Consider the following 21486-nt stretch of genomic DNA (forward strand, 5'->3'; position numbering starts at 1 on the left):
TTAAGTATTGTACCGCCTTTTGCGCTGCGTTTTTACGTTTTTTTGTTTAGGTAATAGTTATGAAAAAAGACACCCCATCACATTCGTCCCTAAGCAATGACGACATAAGCTTATTTCGTCAAACGATCACAGGCGCCAAAGTATTTAAACAAGATACTCATCGTTTTGATACAAAGCCTAAGGTGTCACAAGCTAAGCAATTTGCCCAGCAAAAAAAGCAGGCTCAATCTGAATTTTTCTTCTCAGATGTTTATATTCCTGATATAGACACTCACGGCACGGTTAAATATGTAAAACCTGGCCAAGATACCTTTCTAGCTAAACAGCTTCGCCGTGGTGACTTTGCACCCGATTTGACGCTAGATTTACATGGCTTAAATAAAGAATTAGCTAAAGACGAACTTGCTGGACTCATTCACGAATGTAAAAAGCAGCATTATTATTGTGCATGTGTAGTGCATGGTATTGGTGGCGGTGTACTAAAGCACAAAGTACCGCAGTATTTAGTACAGCACCCAGACGTAATAGCGATGCACCAAGCCCCTCTCGAATATGGTGGAAGAGGCGCTGTACTTATTTTAATTAATTTACCGCAAAGTGATGAATTTAGACGCTAACTTTAGCCATTACTAGGATGTAACTACGTGCATATTTTTTCAATTATTTTTCCGCTCATTTTTATTGTTGCGCTTGGTTATAGCTGTTGCCGATTAAAATTTTTCGACAAGCAGCATATCGCAGGCCTGAGTAAGTTTACTTTTTATATTAGTTTGCCAGCTTTTTTATTATTAAATATGTCGCAAATTAACTTACAGCAAAGCATTAGCCTTTTTGCATTTTTGAGCTTTTACATACCTGTTCTGAGTGTATTTGGGGTGGGTATTTTAATTGACCGCTTTTATTTAAATAAAAAATACTTAAAAAATTACCAACAACATGGCGTTTTTGGACTTGCTTCTAGCTATTCAAATATGGTGTTAGTGGGTATTCCTATTGTTATTGCATCGCTTGGCAAAGAGATGATAGCCATTGCATTTATGATCATTACTTTTCATAGCACATTGCTATTTGCACTTACTTTTTTAATAGGCGCTAAAGGTAGTAGCGATAAATTTTCGTGGTCGCACTTTGGAAAAAGTATGGTGTTAAACCCAATAGTACTGAGTATTGGGTGCGGGCTTATATTAAACATTTTAGGAGTTACACTGTTTACCGACTTAGCAAATAGTTTGGAACTATTAGCTAAACCAGCAATTGCCTGTGCGCTATTTGTACTTGGTGCAAACTTAGCTTTTTATAAAATAGCTGCAAATTGGCAACCCGCGTTAATAGCATCAATTTTAAAAATATTTTTATTGCCTGCGTTAGTTTTATTGGTAGGCACTTATGTATTTAAGCTAGACACGCAAATACTTAATGTATTGGTACTTTTAAGTGCGTCCCCTGTTGGCGTAAATGCTTATCTTATTGCAAGTCAAATAAAGCAGCATGAAGCTACTCTTGCTGGGGCTGTTGTACTTTCTACTATCTTAAGTGTTATTAGCTTTACGTTTTGGCTAGCTTTACTACTTTAACTTACAAACCGCCGGCTACATCAACAAAACTACCCGTTGTAAAGGAAGCGTGCTCCGAAGCTAAAAAGTAAATTGCTGCAGCGACTTCTTCGGGTGTACCGCCTCTGCCAAGGGGTAATTTACTTTTAAGACGATCAACTCGATTTTTTTCACCGCCATCGCTATGCATATCAGTGTAGATAAGCCCAGGTCTAACCGAATTAACACGAATACCTTTACTTGCTACCTCTTTTGCCAAGCCAATAGTAAATGTGTCCATTGCAGCTTTAGATGCTGCATAATCAATGTACTCATTAGGAGAGCCCGTTTTAGCAGCTCCCGATGAAACATTAACAATACTACCGCCATTTCCCATTCGCTTTATTGCCTCACGGCTACATAAAAAAGCACTGGTAATATTTGTTGTCAAAACTTCGTTTATGCGCTCAGCACTCATTTCTAACAAAGGCATTTGTGGTTTCAAAATACCGGCGTTATTTATTAGTACATCAAGTTGACCAAACTCTTTATCTAGATGCATAAATAAAGCTAAAACGTCAGCCTCTAGTGATACGTCAGCTTGAATTACTTCAGCCTCAACGCCTAATCGCTTTACTTCTTCTGCAACCAACATCGCACTAGCTAAATCAGCTTTATAATTAATGCAAACATTATAGCCCTGCTTTGCAAAATATAGTGCGGTAGCTGCGCCAATACCTCGACTAGAGCCAGTGATAAGTACAACGGGGGAGCGAGTCATTAAAGCTATTATTCTTTTAAAGCTGCTACTACTGAAATTTCAACAAGTAGTGCATCACGTGCCATTTTAGCTTCTACGCAGGCCCGTGCAGGTGCATAACCCTCGGTTACCCATGCATCCCATACTGCATTCATATCAGCAAAGTATTCCATGCTCTTCACATATATAGTCGCACTAAGCATATGATCTTTTGAACTTCCCGCTTCATCAAGCAGAGCCTCTACTTTATCGAGCATGGTTTGAGTTTGTTCTTTGATACCTTTTTGTACGTCGGCGCATACCTGCCCACATAAATATACAGTGCCATTATGTTTTACAATGCGGCTCATACGCGCACCTGTTTGAAGGCGTTCTATCGTCATATTACTTTTCTCAATTATTTATATTTAAAGGTTTTCTGGGGCATTTATACTTAAATAACTACTACGCTGGGCTTGCTCATCGTAACTAATAACAGCAACAGCACCTGTATTAAAAATGGGCATATTGCCAGGGCTTAATTGGTCCACTAAATAACTTACAATAGGCATATGTGATACAACAAGCCACGTATTACATTGGGGGTGAGTAGCTATAAGTGTTTCGATATAATCGGCGGCAATTTGAGGTTTGCCCTCAGGGATTATATCGGACGTGGTTTCGCTAAATTTAAATTCGTTATTTTTAGCAACACCTGCAGCCGTTTGCTGCGCTCGAATGTAAGGACTTACTAACAGTGCATCGGGGTGATGTGTTTTATTGAGCCAAAGACCCATTTTTTCAGCTTCATCATGCCCTGCTTGGGTTAAATTTCTACCTTCATCATCAGCCTGCATGGGTGTTGCTTCGCCGTGGCGCATTATTAAGATTGTTTTCATAAAAAATCAACCGATTAAAGAATATAAAACAGTAGCCAGTTTGCCCATTTGTCAGCTATATTAACAACATAAATCTATTTATTTCTAAATAATTCTTTCATGAGATTCAGGTAAATCTTTAAGCTGTATTTCGCTTTCCTGAAGCCATCATCTGTTGTTAACAAGTAAACGTTTAGTTTCAGGAGCATCATTTGAATATCAGCCGCAATGATAACAGAGCATACCGCGCCTTTACACTGGACAATGGTCTAAAAGTACTATTAGTGCAAGATAAAGATTCTACAAAAGCGGCGGCGTCAATGGCAGTTAACGCCGGGCATTTTGACGATCCTCTTGATAGGCAAGGCCTAGCACACTTTTTAGAGCACATGCTTTTTTTAGGCACTGACCAATACCCAGATTCAGGCAGTTTTAATAATTTTGTTTCGCAAGCTGGCGGGAACACTAATGCGTGGACTGGCACTGAGCATACCTGTTACTTTTTTGATATTAATAACCAAGAATTTGAACAATCGCTTACCCAATTTAGCCGCTTTTTTATTGCTCCGCTTTTAAATTCAGCCGAAACAGAAAAAGAACGCAACGCCATTGAAGCCGAGTTTAAACTAAAAATAAAAGACGATGGTCGCCGTATTTATCAAGCGCACAAAGAAACGGTAAATCCTGCCCATCCATTTGCTAAATTTTCTGTAGGTAACCTACAAACCTTAGCAGACAGAGAGCGCTGTATTAGTGATGAACTTCGCGACTTTTTTAATAGTCAGTATCAAGCTCAGTGGATGACTTTAGTTATTTGCGCAAACGAAACATTAGACACGCTACAAAGCTGGGCACAAACTTACTTTGGCGCAATTAAGGGAAATAAAAACCTCAAAAAGCCAGAGATCAGTGAGCCACTCTATCGCAAACAAGACATAGGAAAAATACTTCACATTGAGCCGCATAAGCATATGCAAAAACTTATCATAAGTTTTGCTATGCCTAATATTGACGATTTTTATCGCCACAAAACAGTGAGCTTTATTGCCCATTTACTTGGCTATGAAGGCGCGGGCTCTCTTTATTCTATTTTAAAAGAGCAAGGCTGGATAAACGCTCTTTCTGCTGGCGGTGGTATTAATGGCAGTAACTTTAAAGATTTTAATATTAGTTTAGCGCTTACCGATGAAGGTATTGAATACTTCGAAGATATTATTGAAATGGTGTTTGAATATATTTGTTTAATTAACCATAACACCGAAAAATTGCCGCGCTTATATCAAGATAAAAAAAATCTATTACAAATAGCATTCGATAACCAAGAAAAGTCACGCTTGATTGATTGGGTCAGTAATTTAAGCATTAATATGCAGCATTACGATGAAGCAAACTACGTGCAAGGCGACTATTTAATGGAAGGCTTTAAAAAAGTGACCCACGAAATGGCCATGCAGTGGTTAACGCCACATAATATGCGCATCGTACTTATACATCCAGATGTAGAGCCTGAACATAAAACCGCATGGTACAACACACCATATAAAGTAGAACATATTTCACCTAGTTGGCTTGATGCCCTTAGCCAGGTAAATAAACCGTTGAGCGAAATGCTGCTACCTACCGCTAATCCTTATTTAACAAAAGAAGTGGTGTTGTTTGATGTCATAAAACCACAGACTAAACCCGAGCTATTAGTAAAAGAGCCCGGTTTTGACTTTTGGTTTAAACAAGACAACACATTTCGTGTTGCTAAAGGTCATTTTTATTTGGCCATGGATTCTGATTTTGCCGTAAAAGACGTAAAGCATATGGCACTCACCCGCTTATTTACTGATTTATTTATGGATAGTGTGGGCGAGCAGTTCTACCCTGCTGAGCTTGCAGGACTTAGCTACCACTTAACCTCGCATCAAGGTGGATTAACTCTACATACCGCTGGGCTTTCATCTAGCCAGTTAGAGCTTGTTGATCAATTAATAGATGCTTTATTTAATGTAAAAATTTGTGCAAAACGCTTTGCAGAATATAAAAAACAGCTTGTAAGGCATTGGCGCAATAGCAACCAAAACAAACCAGTCAGTGAGTTATTTAGCATTTTAGGCGCAAAAATAATGCCTTGGAACCCACAACCGGGGGAGCTTGCCTCGGCATTAAAAAACACCTGTTTTCAGCAATTTAATGAGTTCAGAACAGACTTTTTTAAAGCACTTCATGTTGAATCATTTTTACATGGTAACTGGCAGCAAAGTGATGCAATAGCTTTTCAAAAAAAGGTCGCCGAACACCTAAAAAACGCAGCCATAATTGAAGATTTAAGACGCCCTCTTTTTGAAATTAAAAAAGTAACTAGCTATGAGTTAGAACTTCCTTGTAGTGACCATGCCATGGTAGTTTACTATCAAGCGCAAACGGGTTGCGTGGCCGAAAAAGTAAAAATGATGGTGTTAAATCATTTAATTAATCAAGATTACTTTAACGAATTACGAACAACACAACAGCTAGGTTATTTAGTGGGCGCAGGTTATGCACCTTTTAATACTCGTGCTGGAATAGCATTTTATGTGCAATCACCTAAGTTTGAAGCAAAAACATTATTGCATCGTCATCACAGCTTTATTAGAAACTACCTTGATAACATTGATGCACTTGATGAAAACGATTGGCAACAGCAAAAACATGGCCTTAGTACTCATATTGCAGAAAAAGATAAAAACTTGCGCCTGCGCTCACAAAGGTTATGGCTTGCTATTGGTAACAGAGATCATGAATTTCATATGCAGCAGCGACTTTTAGATGCCTTAAACGCACTAACACTAAATGAAGTTAAAGTTTATGCACTAAGCCTATTTGATGATAATAGACCAAGATATGAGCTTTTAAGCTCGGCAAAAGTCAATAAATCTCAAAAAATACCCGTTTACTCTCAATCTCTTTGACACTAGGTTTAGCTTGTTTTAAATTATCATTTGTAAATCATAAGTAACAAAAAAATGATAACAACAATAATAAAACTAAGCATGCTTGTAGTACTTGTTTTCTCATTTGAGCTTTTTGCCTTTGAGTCATCATTGAATTACAACCCCGACAATATACTCATTATAACAAGCGCAGCTATTACGCTTGTTTTACCATACCTATTATTTATTATTTATAAACTTAGGCGTTCACGCCACCAACTGCAGCTTTCCAAAAGGCGCTTGAAAAGTACTGTAGAAGGTAGCGGCGATACACTTTGGGACTGGAACATAAAAACAGGCGAAGTTATTCGTATTAACGATAAATACTTAATGGACTCAACTACCTTAATGGGGTTTCCACCAAATAAAAGTCTAATCCACCCTCACGATATCAACAACGTTGAACACTTATTAAAAATACATTTTGCAGAACAGTCGGCTTTTTTTGAAGCGACTTATCGTATAAAAGATACATTTGGACGCTGGCATTGGGTGCTTGATCGCGGGAAAATAATTGAAAAAGATGCGAACCTGTCTCCGCTTCGGATGACGGGGACGGTGCGCGATATATCCCAGTTAAAGTCAACTGAAGAACGTTTAAACTTATTTGCAAAATGTGTCGAATCATTTACTGATGCTTTAGCTATTTATGATAAAAATTTTAAATTGGTCGACATTAACCCAAGCTTTTTAACGTTATTCGGTGGTGCTCGTGAGAACTATCTACAAAAAGATTTTAGCTTACCGGGATATGAGCAAAGCTATACTGATAAAATAGTTGAAATAGTAAAAAGTCGTGAGCATATCCAACAAGAGATTAAACTTCGCAATAGCGAACGTATTTTACTGCCAATTGAAATTTCAATAGATGAAATTAAAAACGATCAAAACCAAATAACTAACTATGTAGTCGTTTACTCTGATTTGACTGAACGGAAAAAAGCTGAGTCGCAGTTACACAACTTATCGAATCGAGATCGCACAACCAGCCTTCCTAATCGAAACTTGTTTTTCACAAATTTGCAAAAACTGGGAAAGCTTAATTCGCATCATGCCCTACTGGTATTCGATTTAGACAACTTTAAAAAAATCAATGACTCTTTAGGGCACCAACTAGGTGATAGTTTATTAGCTAAATTAGCGATGCGGTTGAGTAAACTAACACGTGAAAATGACGTATTTTATCGCTTAGGTGGCGATGAATTTGCTCTTGTAATGTCAGATACTAATGACATTCATGTAATTACACGCATGGCTAAACAGTTTTTAGCCGCCATTGCTACTCCATTTAAAATGGCTGGACACGAACTGGCAATCACCTCAAGTGTAGGTATTGTATTATTCCCAGAAGACGGTAATACACCAGAGTTACTCTTGAAAAACGCAGATACAGCGATGTATCACGCTAAAAAGAAAGGTAACAGCTATTTATTTTTTAATGACACAATGAATCGTCAAGCAGTTAAGCGACTGCAAATAGAAAACCTTATGCGCTTTGGTTTAAAAGAAGATCATTTTGAAGTGTACTATCAACCAAAAATGAATATTCGCACAGGTAAGCTAACCGGAATGGAAGCATTAGTTCGCTTTATTACACCTAAAAAAGGCATTATTAGCCCAGGAGTATTTATTCCTATAGCCGAGGAGACTGGCCAAATAATTGAAATTGGTGAAGTAGTATTAAATAAAGCCTGCAGAGACGTAAAAGAATGGCTAGATAGCGGTTTATTTAGCGGTCGAGTAGCCGTTAACTTATCAGCAAAACAATTTAGTCTCCCTGATCTAACCTCGCGTATTGACGTCATTTTGCAAAAAAACGAGTTACCCTCATACTTTTTAGAGCTTGAAATAACAGAAGGTACTGTAATGGATGACCCTAAAGAAGCCATTGCAATTATGCGTTCTTTGAATGCACGAGGTATTCATTTAGCAATGGATGATTTTGGTACTGGTTACTCTTCTTTAGCGTATTTAAAGCAATTTCCGCTCAATACACTTAAAGTAGATAAAGCATTTATAGATGACATGACCAATGAACGTGGCCGTAACATGGTCGACTCAATAGTCACTATTGCGCATAACCTTGATTTACATGTAGTTGCTGAAGGTGTAGAACAAGCACATCAAATTGATATACTTAGAAAGCTTAATTGCGAAACAGTACAAGGTTATTATTATTCTAAGCCACTATCAAAAAGTGAATTTACTGAGTTTTTAAAGCAGCAACAAACTAAAGCAGCCCCAAGCTTAATTAGAAAAAATAAAAATGTGGCGTCGATAAATTAAGGGCACCATATACATGTATTTATTCCTACATTTCTTACTAAAGTACGACGATAATGTATATTAAACAAGCACCAAGCTACAGGGCCAAGTAAAGCACCTAAAATCAGCCATCGCTTAATTGGCATCCCTTTTTTAATGGCTTCTAAATACATTAAAGCTATAAATGCACAGCTTAGTAAAACTATAAACAAAGTTAACCCTTAAATTTGCTCAAAAATACGGCGGCTACTCTAACGCTAACCTGATTAAATTTAAAGCAACAAATCCCCGCGCACAAAAAAGCCGAACCTGTTAAACACCGATTCGGCTTTTAAAATTATCATTTAAGGGTTACTTTTCAGCACGACCCATAAATTTGTGTTCAACAGTATTAATACGGATACGGTCACCTGTTGAAATATGCTCTGGCACAGAAATATTTAAGCCAGTTGACATACGTGCAGGTTTTGAACGCGCACTTGCAGATGCACCTTTAATTGACGGATCTGTTTCTTCAACAACAAGTTCAACACTTGACGGTAAATCAAGTCCTACTGGCGCGCCATCAATAACAATTACGTGTACACCTTGCGTTTCTTCATTAACGAATAAAATTTCTTCGCTAATAGCATCTTTGTTTAAGTTGTAAGGCGTGTAATCTTCATTATCCATGAACACATACTCATCGCCATCAATGTACGATAACATTACTTCACGGCGTGTTAAATCAGCCAGTGTTAACATATCACTATCTTTAAATGTCTCGTCTACTTTACTACCTGTTACTACATCGTATAAACGCATACGGTATAGACTACCACCAGCACGACCTTGCGGCACAGAGCGCACAATATCTTTTACAACTAGAACGCGGCCATTAAAGTCAATAGCAGTACCTTTTTTAACATCACTCGCCTTTGGCATGTGTGAATTCCTATTATTTTTTTGATTGCCAGAAACATACCACGAACTGGATTTTGTTCAACTAAAATTACGTTGGTTTTACGCTACATGTTGTATTAGCTTGTAAAATTTTAATTTATACTAAAATACATATAATCAAATGTGAAAAAAACTGCTATGGTAGCTTTACCGAGTATGACTTCAAGGAATGGATCATGGACCACAAAAAAGTACATGAGTATTTAGTTAAAAAACCACTTGTTCAGGTTACAAAACCATTTGCACAAGAGGTTGATGTATATAAAGTGAATCATAAAATGTTTGCGACTCTTGCTATTGGCAATGACGGTCAAACTAATGATGATGGTGAGGTTATTTGGTGGCTTAACTTAAAGTGTGATCCTGATGAAGCAGTATCGTTGCGTGATATTTTCCCGGCAGTGATCCCTGGTTACCATATGAATAAACGCTTATGGAACACAGTAATTTTAGACGGCACTATTCCACAAGGCGAAATAGAGAGAATGATTGATAACTCATTTAATTTAGTCGTAGAAAACATGCCAGAGAAAGACCGCAAAGCTATTTTACTTCACTTGTAAGCACTTTCTGGGCTAGGCTACTAGCCCATTAAAACGCTACACCTTAAGCGTATAAATTAAATCGTCATATAACTTTTCGCCTATTGTATGCGCTTTAGGAAGTGTATCGGTGTGGGTTAAGCCGCACTTACTAAGCACCTTTTCGGAACCAACATTGCCACGCGTTACGACTGCTTTAAACTGCCTAATACCACACTCTTTCCAAGCCCAGTCAATCACAGCTCTTAGCGACTCTGTCGCGTAGCCTTTGTTAAAATACTCAGGCAATAATAAATAACCAAGCTCTGCGGTTTCACTGTCATAGGCAAAGCCTGTAACACCGATTGGTTGTTTTGTTTTATTATCAATCATGAGTAAACACAGTGGATGGCGTGATTTAGTATTCCACTTAGGTAAGCGTATCTCAAAACGGTTTCTTACAAGTGACTCCATTGGCATATCAAAACAATACTTGAGGACTTGAGGAGCGCGATGAAGCGCTAGGGGCTGTTGATCTTTGCGGATTAAAATTTGTTCAAATTAGGGGCTATTTAATCGCGGCGCGAGGTTTGTAACCTAGTGGGCTAAGTAAAAACCGAGCAACAAAGAGTAAATAGCCCCTAGGAAGAACCCTTTGGGCAGCGCCTGTTTGGCATTAATGCTGCGTTATCGCCTATTTATGGGGAATAACCACACTACACAGGCTCTGCTTTGCCTAAATACCAAACAAACTGCTGCAAATTCAACCTTGAAAGATCAACAGCCCCTAGAAAAAGAGGCCAATCAGACTCTTCTATTTGGTACATGCTCAATCTTTGTGTAAATAATGTCATTAAGCTCCTCATTTAAATATTAAAAATCATAAAAAAACCGCATCTAAATGCGGTTTTTATAGACAGTAGAAACTTTATTCTTTTGTTTCAATCTCTTTAGTAACTTCAGGCTCTGTTACACTTTGCTCTTGTGGCTCAGTGCTTTGTACTTCAGGGGCTACAACCTCAACAGTTGCTGCATTATAAAAAGTAGTCCCAGAGCTTGCCATTGTTAACAGGGACTCACATGGAGCAAAATTAACATCGCTGTTAGCCAATGTAGACATATCTGAGCTTATTTTATTTGCGCCTAATTTATCCATATAGCTAAACGGGCCACCTAAAAATGGTGGAAAGCCAATACCAAATATTGCACCAATGTCGCCATCACGAGGGCTTGCAATAATGCCATCATCTAAACAGCGTACTGCTTCATTAAGCATTTTCGATACACAACGCTTAGCAATTTCGCTCTTGTTTAAACGTGGAGCTGGGGTAACACCCAGTAGTTCGTAAACTGACTCATCAACTTTTTTGCCTTTTTTATCGTATTCATAAAAACCACGACCAGACTTGCGGCCAAGGCGTTTTGAATCAATCATACGCACAAATGCATCAGGGCCTTTAAAACGCTCACCTAATTCTTTTTCAAGAATTGGGGCAATTTTAGAGCCAATATCAATACCTACTTCATCAAGTAGAGCCAGCGGTCCTACCGGAAAGCCAAACTCAACTAGGGCTGCATCAATCTTTTCAATTGGCTCACCCGCAAGCATCAAATTAGCAGCTTCGTTTAAGTAAGGCGCTAAAATACGATTTACGTAAAAACCGGCCATGTCTTTTACAACAATTGGCGTTTTGCCTTGCTTTCGTGCAAAGTTAACAACGCGGGCAATGGTCTCTTTAGATGTACCTTCGTGTGGAATAATTTCCACTAATGGCATTTTTTCAACTGGCGAGAAGTAATGCAAACCGATTACATTTTCAGGACGTGCTGCCTGCGCTGCAATTTGCGAAATTGGTAATGATGACGTGTTACTTGCAAAAATTGTATTTGCTTGGCACTGCTGCTCTACGTCTGCAACCATACCTTGCTTAAGTGCAAGATCTTCAAACACCGCTTCTATTACTAAATCAATGTGTTTAAAGCCACTGTAGTCAGTTGTACCGGTAATACGGTTCATCGTTAACTGCACATCAGCTTTAGACATAATACGACGCTTAAGGCGCTTATCTAAAATTTTGTAGGTGTAGCTCATTGCATTACTAATGCCCTGCTCTGCTACATCTTTAATACGTACCGGTACTTTAGCTTTAACAGCACTTACGTGCGCAATGCCTGCACCCATTAATCCACCACCTAAAACAGCAGTTTTGCTTATTGCTGGTGCATCATTATTGCGCCACTCTTTTTTCATTTCAGTGGTTGCAAAGAAAATACCGCGAAGCGCTTTAGACTCATCACTCATTACAAGTGTTGCAAAGCTCTCAGCTTCTGATTTATATGCTTTTAGCTCATCAAGCTCTACGCTAGCTCGCACAGCTTTAATAATGGCTAGCGGTGCAGGGTAGTGTCCGCCCGTTTTTTTAAGTACGTTTTCTTTTGCTTTTTTAAAGATAAAGTTACGACCAAACGGGTTTGACTCTAGTAATTTACTAATGTTGTCGAGCTTTGGCTCTTTTGCTTGTGGCTTTTTCTTAGTCGCAAATTCTTTTGCAACTTTTAGCAGCACACTGTGCGGTACACAATCATCAAGCACGCCTGCTTTTTTAGCTTGCTTGGGGCGAATTTGTTTGCCGGTTAGCATCCACTCAAGTGCTTTTTGAATACCAACAATTTTAGTTAAACGCTGCGTACCACCACCACCTGGTAGTAAACCAAGTTGTACTTCTGGCAGGCCTACTTTAGTAATATCGCTATCTGTGCCTACGCGGTAATCACACGCTAAAGCAAACTCTAAACCGCCACCAAGCGCCGCACCATGTATTGCACTTACTGTTGTGTATGGCAGTTTTGTCATATCAAAAAACGCTTGATGACATAGCTCACTAATTGCTAAAGCATCTTCACGCTTTTGCACGCTATCAAGCATTTTTACATCAGCGCCTGCAATAAAGTTATCGCTTTTACCACTAATAAATACCATGCCCTTTACTGACTCTTGTTTTGCTTCTTCAAGTAAAGCTTTTAAGTCATCAGCAAATGAGTCGCGCAGGGTGTTCATTTTTTCACCCGGCACATCAATGGTTACTACGGCAATTTTGTTTTCATCTACCGTTAAATTAAATACTGAATCTGTCATTACGCGCTCTCCAATACAAAGGCTGCACCTAAACCACCAGCAGCACACGCTGTTGTTAATGCTAAACCGCCACCACGACGTTTAAGCTCGTGTAAGCTTTGCGTAATTAAGCGTGCACCTGTTGCTGCAAATGGGTGACCATATGCTAAAGAGCCGCCGTTAACGTTAAACTTATCCATGTTAATTTCGCCAATTGCTTTGCTACGGCCAAGTTGCTCCTGTGCAAATTTGTCTGAAGCAAACATTTTCATATTGGCAAGTGTTTGCGATGCAAACGCTTCGTGCATTTCAATTAAATCTAAATCAGCAAGCGTAATACCCGCTCTATCTAGTGCAATAGGCGTTGAATGCGCAGGACCCATTAACATGTCTTTTTCTACGCCAATTGCCGAAAATGCAAAGCTACGTACGTAACCTAGTATTTCATAGCCAAGTGCTTTTGCTTTGCTTTCGCTCATCATAAGTACGGCCGCTGCGCCATCAGTTAATGGTGTTGCATTTGCGGCAGTAACAGTACCGTGCTGACGGTCAAAAACAGGCTTAAGCTTGGCGTAGCCTTCAACCGTTGAGTTTTTTCGAATGTTGTTATCTTCTTCTATAAAACTTTTATATGGCGGTAAATGCGCCGTCATTACTTCTTCTTTTAACTTACCATCAGCCCATGCTTGCGTTGCAAGTGAGTGAGAGCGATGCGCTAATGCATCTTGATCTTCACGGCTTATATTATGTGTTTTAGCCATTTGCTCAGCAGTTTGCCCCATCGAAAGGCCTGTTGAGTACTCTGCAACTGCAGGAGGCACTGGTAATAAGTCTTTTAAGCGCAGTTTTGAAAATATTTTTAAGCGTTGACCAAGCGTACGCGCTTTATTTAAATCAACTAAGCTGCCTGCTAGCTTTTTACTAACACCAATAGGAAGTACTGATGACGAATCTGCGCCACCTGCAACACCTACACTTACAGAACCCGCCATAATAGACTCAGCTACATTAGCAATTGCCTGGAAGCTGGTAGCACATGCGCGCGATACAGAATACGCATCAACCGATACCGGCATACCTGTGCCTAATACAATTTCACGTGCAATATTTGGCGCTTCTGGCATTTGTACTACTTGACCAAATACAAGTTGATCAATTTCTGACTTATTGAAATTTAATCTTTCAAGCATTTCGTTAACCACCAACTTACCCATATCAAGTGCAGGTACATGGTGGAACGCTGTTGCTTGCTTTGCAAAAGGTGTACGTAAGCCGCTAACAATGGCAATACGGTCGCCCTTTGGTGTTTTTAGTATGTTTTGCTCAGACATTTATGCTCTCCCGCTGACAGGTCTGACCTGTTTGTTTTCCTCGATTCTAAACAACCCGTGTGCTAAAGCCAATAGTAAAACAAAAATTTATATAAACAGTGTTTAATTACGACTATCACAATAGGCTTTTTTAGACGCATTTACAAAGTTTTGTGGTACGCTAAAAATCGTTAAAAATAACGAACTATTTTAAAAAATACAGTCTAACTCTTGAGTTACCCAATTATAAACCTTATAAATAAGTCAGTATTTATCACCTAACACTATTAGGTACAACCCAGCTGACGAGGACAGTCCACTTATTATGGCAGCTAACGCATTTTCACAATTAAAAACGTACTTAGATACACAAATTATTGGCCAGCCAGAGCTTACACAAGCGCTACTTATTGCTATTTTAGCTGATGGTCATTTATTAGTAGAAGGCCCCCCTGGCCTTGCAAAAACACGTGCGGTTAATGCACTTGCTAAAGGCATTGAAGGCTCATTTCAGCGCGTACAGTTTACGCCAGATTTATTACCAGCTGATGTAACAGGTACCGATATTTACCGCCAACAAACCAGCGAGTTTGTATTTGAAAAAGGCCCTCTTTTTCATAACCTTATTTTAGCTGACGAAATTAACCGTGCACCAGCAAAAGTACAATCGGCACTATTAGAAGCCATGGCTGAGCGACAAGTGACCGTAGGTAAAAACACCTATCCACTTAGCGAGCTGTTTTTAGTTATGGCAACGCAAAACCCGTTAGAGCAAGAAGGGACTTACCCATTACCAGAAGCCCAGCTGGATCGCTTTTTACTGCACCTAAGTATTGACTACCCTGGCGCAGAGCATGAGCTTGATATACTGCGTTTAACGCGCGGCGAAGCACTTAACGATCAACAGCCGGTATTGCAAAAGATTAGTCAAAGCGATTTATTCGCAGCTCGTAAAGAAATATTAGGCCTTTATTTGGCAGAGCCGCTTGAGCAATACTTAGTACAACTTATTATTGCCACCCGTGAAGGCGCTAAATTAGATGCACAACTAGGTAGTTGGATTGAATTTGGTGCAAGTCCGCGTGCAACAATAGCACTTGATAAATGTGCTCGTGCTCATGCATGGCTTCAAGGCCGCGACTTTGTAGCACCTGATGACATTCAGGCTGTTGTACATAATGTACTGCGTCATCGCATTATTTTAAGTTACGAAGCCCAAGCCGATGGCATTACTAAAGATCAAGTAATAAGCCGTATAGTTGAACTTGTAGCCGTACCATAAGTTATGCAAAAACAATTAGAATCCCAAGCATGGCTCAAACAGAGCCATAGCCACGGTGTTAATTTAGCACTCAAAGAGCTGATGTATTACAAAGCTAAAGCGCAATTGCTTGAACTTGCCCCTAAGGTAAAAATAAAAAATACCTTAGCAGGGCAATACCTTGCCCCAGACAAAGGCCGAGGAATGGAATTTGCCGAAGTGCGACATTATCAACAAGGTGACGATATTCGATCAATTGATTGGCGAGTTACTGCACGTACCGGCGAGACTCACACAAAGCTCTTTCAAGAAGAAAAAGAGCGCCCTGTATTTGTATTTACTGATTTTTCTAACTCAATGCTGTTTGGTTCAAAGTTACTGTTAAAGTCGGTGCAAGCTGCGCATATCAGCGCTCTTGTTGCATGGTCGGCGTGTCAGCGCGGCGATAGAATTGGCGGTATTGTGTTTAATCAGCACTCGCATTTAGAGCTAAAACCCAGCGCCCGTGAAAAAGCCGTGCTTAAGCTTTGCCATAATTTATGCGACAACCACCAGCAAGCGCTTAATAATATTGATAAAGCCGCCACTAACAACTTTAGCGATAACCTAAAGCGCCTTAACCATTTAGCAAAACCAGGCAGCTTAGTGTATTTAGTGTCTGATTTTAATGCTCTGGATGATGCCAGCTTTAAGCAACTTGAAATATTAAGCCGTCACTGCGAGCTGATTGGTTGCCACATAAGCGATCCGTTTGAGCATCAGTTACCTGCGTTTAAGCAAGCCGTTACCGTTAATGCAAATGGTCAAGACTTTGCCCTACCATTAATGAATAACAGCTTTAGAGAACGCTTTGCCAAAAATGCTGAGCAAGCATTTAGCGCGCGCTTTAATCGCTTAACTAAATCGGGTCTTAATTTAATATCATTCAATGCAGCAACACCGCTTGAGCTGCAATTAGTGAGAAAATAACCATGCAAACCAATCCACTCGACGGCCTGCACGATATAATAGCGCCAAGCCAAGTTAATTGGTGGCCACTCGCCCCTGCTTGGTGGGTTATTATTGCACTGCTGTTTTTAGCACTGTGCGCAGCTATTTATATATTTTACAAAAAACATAAATTTAAAAAGCCTAAACGCTACGCAATACAATTGAGCCAAAGTGAGCAAAATCCTCAGCAACTGCATATTATTTTAAAACGTTTAGTGATTGAATATTACGACAAGCGCCTTTCTGCGCAATCTACCTCTAAATGGTGCAGCACACTTAATACGCTTACCGGTTTGAGCTTTACAGAACAAGAAATACTAAGCTTGTATAACCCCAACCAAAAAAATACAACACTGTGCGAAAAATTTCGCCAAGGTATTAAACAATTTAAAATAAAGGAGTCAGTAAATGTTTGAATTTAGCTGGCCATGGTTATTTTTATTACTCCCCTTGCCTTTATTACTTTTACTATTAAAACCCGCAGCAAGTAACACCAGTACGCGTTTACGTATACCCAGCTTTGCAAAGCACAATTTAACCAGCCAAAGCATTGAGCCACACTCACGACGTTTAAATCCTTTTGAGTGGGTAATTTGGTTATTACTTGTTACTGCCGCTGCCAATCCAACATGGTTAGATGACCCAATCTCATTACCAAATGAAGGGCGCGATATAATGTTAGCAGTTGACTTATCAGGCTCGATGACCGAACAAGACATGGCCTACAATGGCCAATATGTTGACCGCCTTACTATGGTAAAAGCCGTACTCAGTGACTTTATAGAGCAGCGCCAAGGCGACAGGCTTGGGCTGATATTATTTGGCGACACCGCATTTTTACAAACCCCGCTCACGCGCGACGTTAAAACAGTAAGTAAAATGCTCAGCGAAGCGCAAATTGGTTTAGTGGGACGCGCAACAGCCATTGGTGATGCATTGGGTCTTTCGGTAAAACGCTTTGCCAATAAAGATGAAAGTAACCGTATTGTGGTGCTATTAACCGACGGACAAAACACAGCAGGCAATTTAAACCCAGAAGATGCACTACTGCTAGCCCGCGAAGAAGGCATTAAAGTGTATACCATTGGTGTTGGCTCAGATAACCCACGCGGCTTTAGCCTGTTTAATATGGGTGGCTCTAGTGGCAGTAATTTAGATGAAAGCTTACTTAAAAAGATTGCCGAGCAAACTGGCGGGTTATACTTTAGAGCCAAAGATGTAGCTGGCCTTCAACAAGTTTACGCAGAGCTTGATAAGCTTGAACCTATTAGCGCTGATGAACAAACTTTTCGCCCACAAAGCTCATTATTTTACTACCCGTTACTTATCGCTATTTTACTTATTAGCTTAAAAGTAATGCTTAGTACACTGCGTGCATTAAAGGAGCCAAACTAATGGATTTTGAATTTATTCGCCCCGCTCTTTTATGGTTACTTATACCTGCTGTGGCATTATTTTTTGTTGCCTTAATTAAGCATAAAAAAACGACTAGTGAGCAGCTAATTGCACCGCATTTAGCACAATTTATAATGAGCGAAGCAAACACTAAAGCCAGCCAACCACTTTGGCTAGTTGCTTTGTTTTGCAGCCTTGGCATTTTATTTAGTGCTGGGCCTAGTTTTGAGAAAAAACAAGTTCCTGTATTTCAAAGTAAAAGTGCCCGTGTAATTGTTATGGATATGTCGTACTCAATGTACAGCACCGATATTTTGCCAAATCGTTTAATGCAATCACGCTTTAAAGCGCTTGATATGATTGAGCTATTTAAAGAAGGTGATACCGCGCTTGTAGCTTACGCAGGCACAGCCTATGTAATTTCGCCACTAACAAACGATGCCACAACACTCAGTAATTTAATTCCAAGCTTGAGCCCTGAAATAATGCCAGACAAAGGCTCAAACGTTTTAGCGGGTCTTGATATGGCCAAAGAGCTATTAACGCAAGCGGGTTATATTGATGGCGACATTATTTTAGTGACCGACGGTATTGACCAACAAGAACAAAGCGATGTGAGTAGCTTTATCAGTAACACCCAATATAGATTAAATATATATGGCGTAGGTACCGCCCAAGGCGCACCAATTAAGTTACCTGAAGGCGGATTTTTGAAAGACAGATACGGCCAAATTGTAGTACCTACAATTAATGCCTCTCAGCTTAAAAATTTAGCATCAAGCAGCGGCGGTAAATTTGCTAGTTATCAACCTAGCAACAACGACATAAATACATTCGCCCCAAATGCACAGAGTGAATTATTGAAAGACGAAAAACAAAGCCACGCGCTTTGGCGAATAGATGCCGGTATTTACGGACTCTTGTTATTACTGCCATTTGGCTTGTATTTATTTAGACGCGCTGCCTTGTTGGGGGCTTTTTTAGCTTTTGGTTTTTTACCGCATCAAAATGCGTATGCAGTAGAACTTCCTACTCTTTTGCAAAATGCAGATCAACGTGCATTAGAGGCTTACAATAATAAAGAATACGATGAAGCAACACAGGCGCAATCGAGTAAGTTAAAAGGCGCGGCGCTATACCAGCAAGGTAATTTTGATGCTGCACTTAATGAGTTTAGTAATGATAAGTCGGCTACCGGTTTATACAACTACGGTAATGCCCTCGCCAAAGCTGGCAAACTTGAGGACGCAATTAAAGCATACAAACAAGCCCAAACCTTACAAGATGACTTTACGCAAGCAGTCGATAACCAAGCCTTAGTTGAACAATTACTAAATCAGCAAGATCAGCAAAGCGACGGCGACGACTCTCAAGACCAAGATGATAGCCAGAAAAAAGATGAGCAAAACCAAGGGCAAAATTCTGATGAGTCAAAACAGGATCAGCAACAAAATGGTGATAAAAGTGATTCTGAAAAAGGCGAAAACGAAAGTCAAAGCTCAAGCGATGAAAAATCAGATAAAGAGTCTGAACAATCAAAAAATCAACAAGGTGAGCCTGGCGAGCAATCAGATAAGCAAAATAAACCTGATATGCAAGCCCAGCCACAAAGCGAACAAGGACAAAATAAAGACGCTGACCAACCTAAAGAGGATGAGCAGCAACCAAGTAAGCCACAAGCAATGAGTGAGCAACCGACCACTGATGAGCAAAAACAAAGTGCTCAGCAACAAGCGATGCAAGCCCAAGCAAGTGAGCTCACTAATGAAGAAAAAGAAAAAGCACAACAGCTTAATCAACTACTTAGAAAAGTCCCGGACGATCCGGCTATTTTATTACGGAATAAAATGCAATTAGAAGCCCAAAAAAGACAATATAAACGTCGCCCTACAGGAGTCGAAAAATCATGGTAATGCGATTATTTTGCTGTTTATTGCTATTAAGTGCGATGCCTTCGTGGGCTGCCACCAAATTAGAAGCCAGCGTAGATAAAAACCCTGTATTAGCGGGTGAATTTTTTATGCTTAATATATCGGTAGACGATACAGTTAAAGGTGAGCAACCAGACACCTCATCGCTGTTAAAAGATTTTGTTGTAGGCCCGACGAGCTTAAGCTCTCGTACCAACATTATTAATGGCAGCATTAATAAACAAACTACGTGGTCAGTTAAACTAATGACCCGCACAGAGGGTGATTACACGATTCCGGCATTTAGCGTTGCAGGGTTAACCTCACAGCCTATTAAATTAAAAGTGGCAAAACGCTCAGCTGATGCTGATAAAAATAACGAAATATTTTTAAAAACGTCGCTCTCGAGTAATTCATTATTTGTCCAAGAAGCCGGTGTTTACACTGTTAAGCTCTACCTTGCCAAAGAACTGCTTGATGGCAGCTTAAGCACACCAAGTATGGAAGATGCTCAGCTAACCCAATTAGGTAAACAAACAGAGGGTTATGAGCTAGTTGATGGCAAACGCTACCTTGTTATTACTCGTGAGTATCTGATTCAGCCACAAAAAAGTGGTGCCTACACGATTGCAGGCCCCGCTTTTCAGGGGCGAGTACAACAAAATTATCGTCAATTAGAAGTATCCGCTCTTGGCGATGATCAGCAAGTAGAAATAAAACCAATCCCGAGCGACTATAAAGGTGCATGGTTACCAAGCGAATTGGTTAACCTTGATGAAGAATGGCAACCTAACGACAACACCGTAGAAGTCGGTACGCCTATAACACGTACTATTACACTTACCGCGCTTGGAGTTACAAAAGAGCAATTACCTGAAATCTCTATGCCTACTATTGATGGCATACGCAGCTATCCTGATAAAAAAGAAAATAACAATGCTGTAAGAGACGGACGCATTGTATCGCAGCAAACGGCATCATATGCATTACTGCCGCAAAAACCAGGTACTTATACTTTGCCTGAAATAAAGCTGCCTTGGTTTAATACCAAAATGAACCGTATCAGCGTAGCTACATTACCAAAGCGCGCTATTACAGTAACGCCAAGTACTACCGCGCCTAATACAGCCATAGCAAACCCACAACCCAGCACAAATAATTCATCTGCTCTTGAAAATATTTCGAATCAAGCAACAGCTATACAACCTATTGAAACTAAAAGCGATACTCCTCTTTGGTTAATAGTTGTTGCTGCTTTAGGGTATATTTTATGGATTAGTACTGTAATTTTTTACCTAATAACCCGTTCTACTAAAAATACGACTGAAAAATTACAGCTAAAGGCCCGTGGTACTTCTCAGCCAAGCTTAAATGAACTTAAAGCATCAGCCAAAACACACGATGTGAAAGCCTTTTACACCGCATTAAATAACTTTTCTGTAAAGGTAACCCATAAAAATGTTGGCGCGATTGATGAGCTTTGCATCCGCGTAAACAGCAGCGAGCTTAATGGTCTAATTAGCCAATTGCAGGCACAACTTTATAGTAATAAAGGCACAAACACGGATCTTAATGCTATTATTAAAATTCTTGAGAACTATCAAACTCAGGCATCAAAGTCGCAACAAGTTGTATTAAAAGACCTTTATGATTAATAACTACGATACTCAG

General features: G+C 39.7%; 20 protein-coding genes. 11 read left to right on the forward strand and 9 right to left on the reverse strand.

The features are described 5' to 3' along the window. The first annotated feature begins 59 nt into the window (after positions 1–59). The gene (gene smrB, locus V6260_RS10855; RefSeq protein ID WP_007377742.1) at positions 60–617 is read left to right on the forward strand and encodes an endonuclease SmrB; all 558 of its coding nucleotides are present in this window, start codon (positions 60–62) and stop codon (positions 615–617) included. Positions 618–644: 27 nt separating this feature from the next. Continuing rightward, entirely contained in the window at positions 645–1574 is a 930-nt protein-coding gene (locus V6260_RS10860; protein ID WP_341594082.1) for an AEC family transporter, read from the forward strand. A 1-nt stretch (position 1575) separates the two neighbouring features. Here V6260_RS10860 and V6260_RS10865 read toward each other — a convergent pair whose 3' ends face one another. Genes V6260_RS10865 through sixA form a run of 3 tightly spaced genes read right to left on the reverse strand, consistent with a single transcriptional unit; the run spans position 1576 to position 3170 of the window. Then, positions 1576–2313 carry an SDR family oxidoreductase gene (locus V6260_RS10865; RefSeq protein WP_341594083.1) on the reverse strand — a complete coding sequence of 246 codons (738 nt, stop codon included), beginning with the start codon at positions 2311–2313 and terminating at the stop codon, positions 1576–1578. An 8-nt stretch (positions 2314–2321) separates the two neighbouring features. Next, positions 2322–2675, reverse strand: a complete 354-nt coding sequence (locus V6260_RS10870; protein WP_341594084.1) for a RidA family protein — start codon at positions 2673–2675, stop codon at positions 2322–2324. Between the two features lie 24 nt (positions 2676–2699). Continuing rightward, positions 2700–3170 carry a phosphohistidine phosphatase SixA gene (gene sixA, locus V6260_RS10875; RefSeq protein ID WP_341594085.1) on the reverse strand — a complete coding sequence of 157 codons (471 nt, stop codon included), beginning with the start codon at positions 3168–3170 and terminating at the stop codon, positions 2700–2702. Positions 3171–3361: 191 nt separating this feature from the next. Between sixA and V6260_RS10880 the strand changes: the two genes are divergently transcribed. Continuing rightward, complete coding sequence (locus V6260_RS10880; protein ID WP_341594086.1) at positions 3362–6085, forward strand: insulinase family protein; 2724 nt, start codon at positions 3362–3364, stop codon at positions 6083–6085. A 54-nt stretch (positions 6086–6139) separates the two neighbouring features. Next, positions 6140–8392: a sensor domain-containing protein gene (locus V6260_RS10885; protein WP_341594087.1), complete on the forward strand. Its 2253-nt coding sequence runs from the start codon at positions 6140–6142 to the stop codon at positions 8390–8392. Here V6260_RS10885 and V6260_RS10890 read toward each other — a convergent pair. Both V6260_RS10890 and efpL read right to left on the reverse strand, forming a co-directional pair. Continuing rightward, positions 8389–8583, reverse strand: coding sequence for a hypothetical protein (locus V6260_RS10890; RefSeq protein ID WP_341594089.1), 195 nt, complete (start codon positions 8581–8583; stop codon positions 8389–8391). The genes V6260_RS10885 and V6260_RS10890 overlap by 4 nt on opposite strands. Positions 8584–8722: 139 nt before the next feature. Then, the gene (gene efpL / locus V6260_RS10895; RefSeq protein ID WP_341594090.1) at positions 8723–9295 is read right to left on the reverse strand and encodes an elongation factor P-like protein EfpL; all 573 of its coding nucleotides are present in this window, start codon (positions 9293–9295) and stop codon (positions 8723–8725) included. A 194-nt stretch (positions 9296–9489) separates the two neighbouring features. Between efpL and V6260_RS10900 the strand changes: the two genes are divergently transcribed. Continuing rightward, positions 9490–9876, forward strand: coding sequence for an MmcQ/YjbR family DNA-binding protein (locus tag V6260_RS10900; RefSeq protein WP_341594091.1), 387 nt, complete (start codon positions 9490–9492; stop codon positions 9874–9876). A 36-nt stretch (positions 9877–9912) separates the two neighbouring features. Here V6260_RS10900 and V6260_RS10905 read toward each other — a convergent pair whose 3' ends face one another. From V6260_RS10905 to fadI, 4 genes are all read right to left on the reverse strand, one after another. Beyond that, complete coding sequence (locus V6260_RS10905) at positions 9913–10386, reverse strand: GNAT family N-acetyltransferase (protein ID WP_341594115.1); 474 nt, start codon at positions 10384–10386, stop codon at positions 9913–9915. Between the two features lie 164 nt (positions 10387–10550). Next, the gene (locus V6260_RS10910) at positions 10551–10688 is read right to left on the reverse strand and encodes a hypothetical protein (RefSeq protein ID WP_341594092.1); all 138 of its coding nucleotides are present in this window, start codon (positions 10686–10688) and stop codon (positions 10551–10553) included. Positions 10689–10762: 74 nt separating this feature from the next. Next, entirely contained in the window at positions 10763–12970 is a 2208-nt protein-coding gene (fadJ, locus tag V6260_RS10915; protein ID WP_341594094.1) for a fatty acid oxidation complex subunit alpha FadJ, read from the reverse strand. Continuing rightward, positions 12970–14280 carry an acetyl-CoA C-acyltransferase FadI gene (fadI, locus tag V6260_RS10920; protein WP_341594095.1) on the reverse strand — a complete coding sequence of 437 codons (1311 nt, stop codon included), beginning with the start codon at positions 14278–14280 and terminating at the stop codon, positions 12970–12972. The genes fadJ and fadI overlap by 1 nt, the downstream gene beginning before the upstream one ends. Before the next feature lie 304 nt (positions 14281–14584). Between fadI and V6260_RS10925 the strand changes: the two genes are divergently transcribed. The 6 genes from V6260_RS10925 to V6260_RS10950 are packed head-to-tail and all read left to right on the forward strand — an operon-like array spanning position 14585 to position 21470. Further along, positions 14585–15541, forward strand: coding sequence for a MoxR family ATPase (locus tag V6260_RS10925; RefSeq protein ID WP_341594096.1), 957 nt, complete (start codon positions 14585–14587; stop codon positions 15539–15541). Between the two features lie 3 nt (positions 15542–15544). After that, complete coding sequence (locus V6260_RS10930) at positions 15545–16489, forward strand: DUF58 domain-containing protein (protein WP_341594097.1); 945 nt, start codon at positions 15545–15547, stop codon at positions 16487–16489. Between the two features lie 2 nt (positions 16490–16491). Further along, positions 16492–16926, forward strand: a complete 435-nt coding sequence (locus V6260_RS10935; protein WP_341594098.1) for a DUF4381 domain-containing protein — start codon at positions 16492–16494, stop codon at positions 16924–16926. Beyond that, positions 16919–17905 (forward strand): VWA domain-containing protein, encoded by a 987-nt coding sequence (locus V6260_RS10940; RefSeq protein ID WP_341594099.1) that lies wholly within the window; start codon positions 16919–16921, stop codon positions 17903–17905. Before V6260_RS10935 ends, V6260_RS10940 begins: the two co-directional genes overlap by 8 nt. Beyond that, positions 17905–19818, forward strand: coding sequence for a VWA domain-containing protein (locus tag V6260_RS10945; RefSeq protein WP_341594100.1), 1914 nt, complete (start codon positions 17905–17907; stop codon positions 19816–19818). The genes V6260_RS10940 and V6260_RS10945 overlap by 1 nt, the downstream gene beginning before the upstream one ends. Beyond that, positions 19812–21470 (forward strand): BatD family protein, encoded by a 1659-nt coding sequence (locus V6260_RS10950; protein ID WP_341594101.1) that lies wholly within the window; start codon positions 19812–19814, stop codon positions 21468–21470. Before V6260_RS10945 ends, V6260_RS10950 begins: the two co-directional genes overlap by 7 nt. The last annotated feature ends 16 nt before the right edge of the window (positions 21471–21486 follow it).

The sequence above is a fragment of the Pseudoalteromonas aliena genome (assembly GCF_038155085.1).
Classification (GTDB): Bacteria; Pseudomonadota; Gammaproteobacteria; order Enterobacterales; family Alteromonadaceae; genus Pseudoalteromonas; species Pseudoalteromonas aliena_A.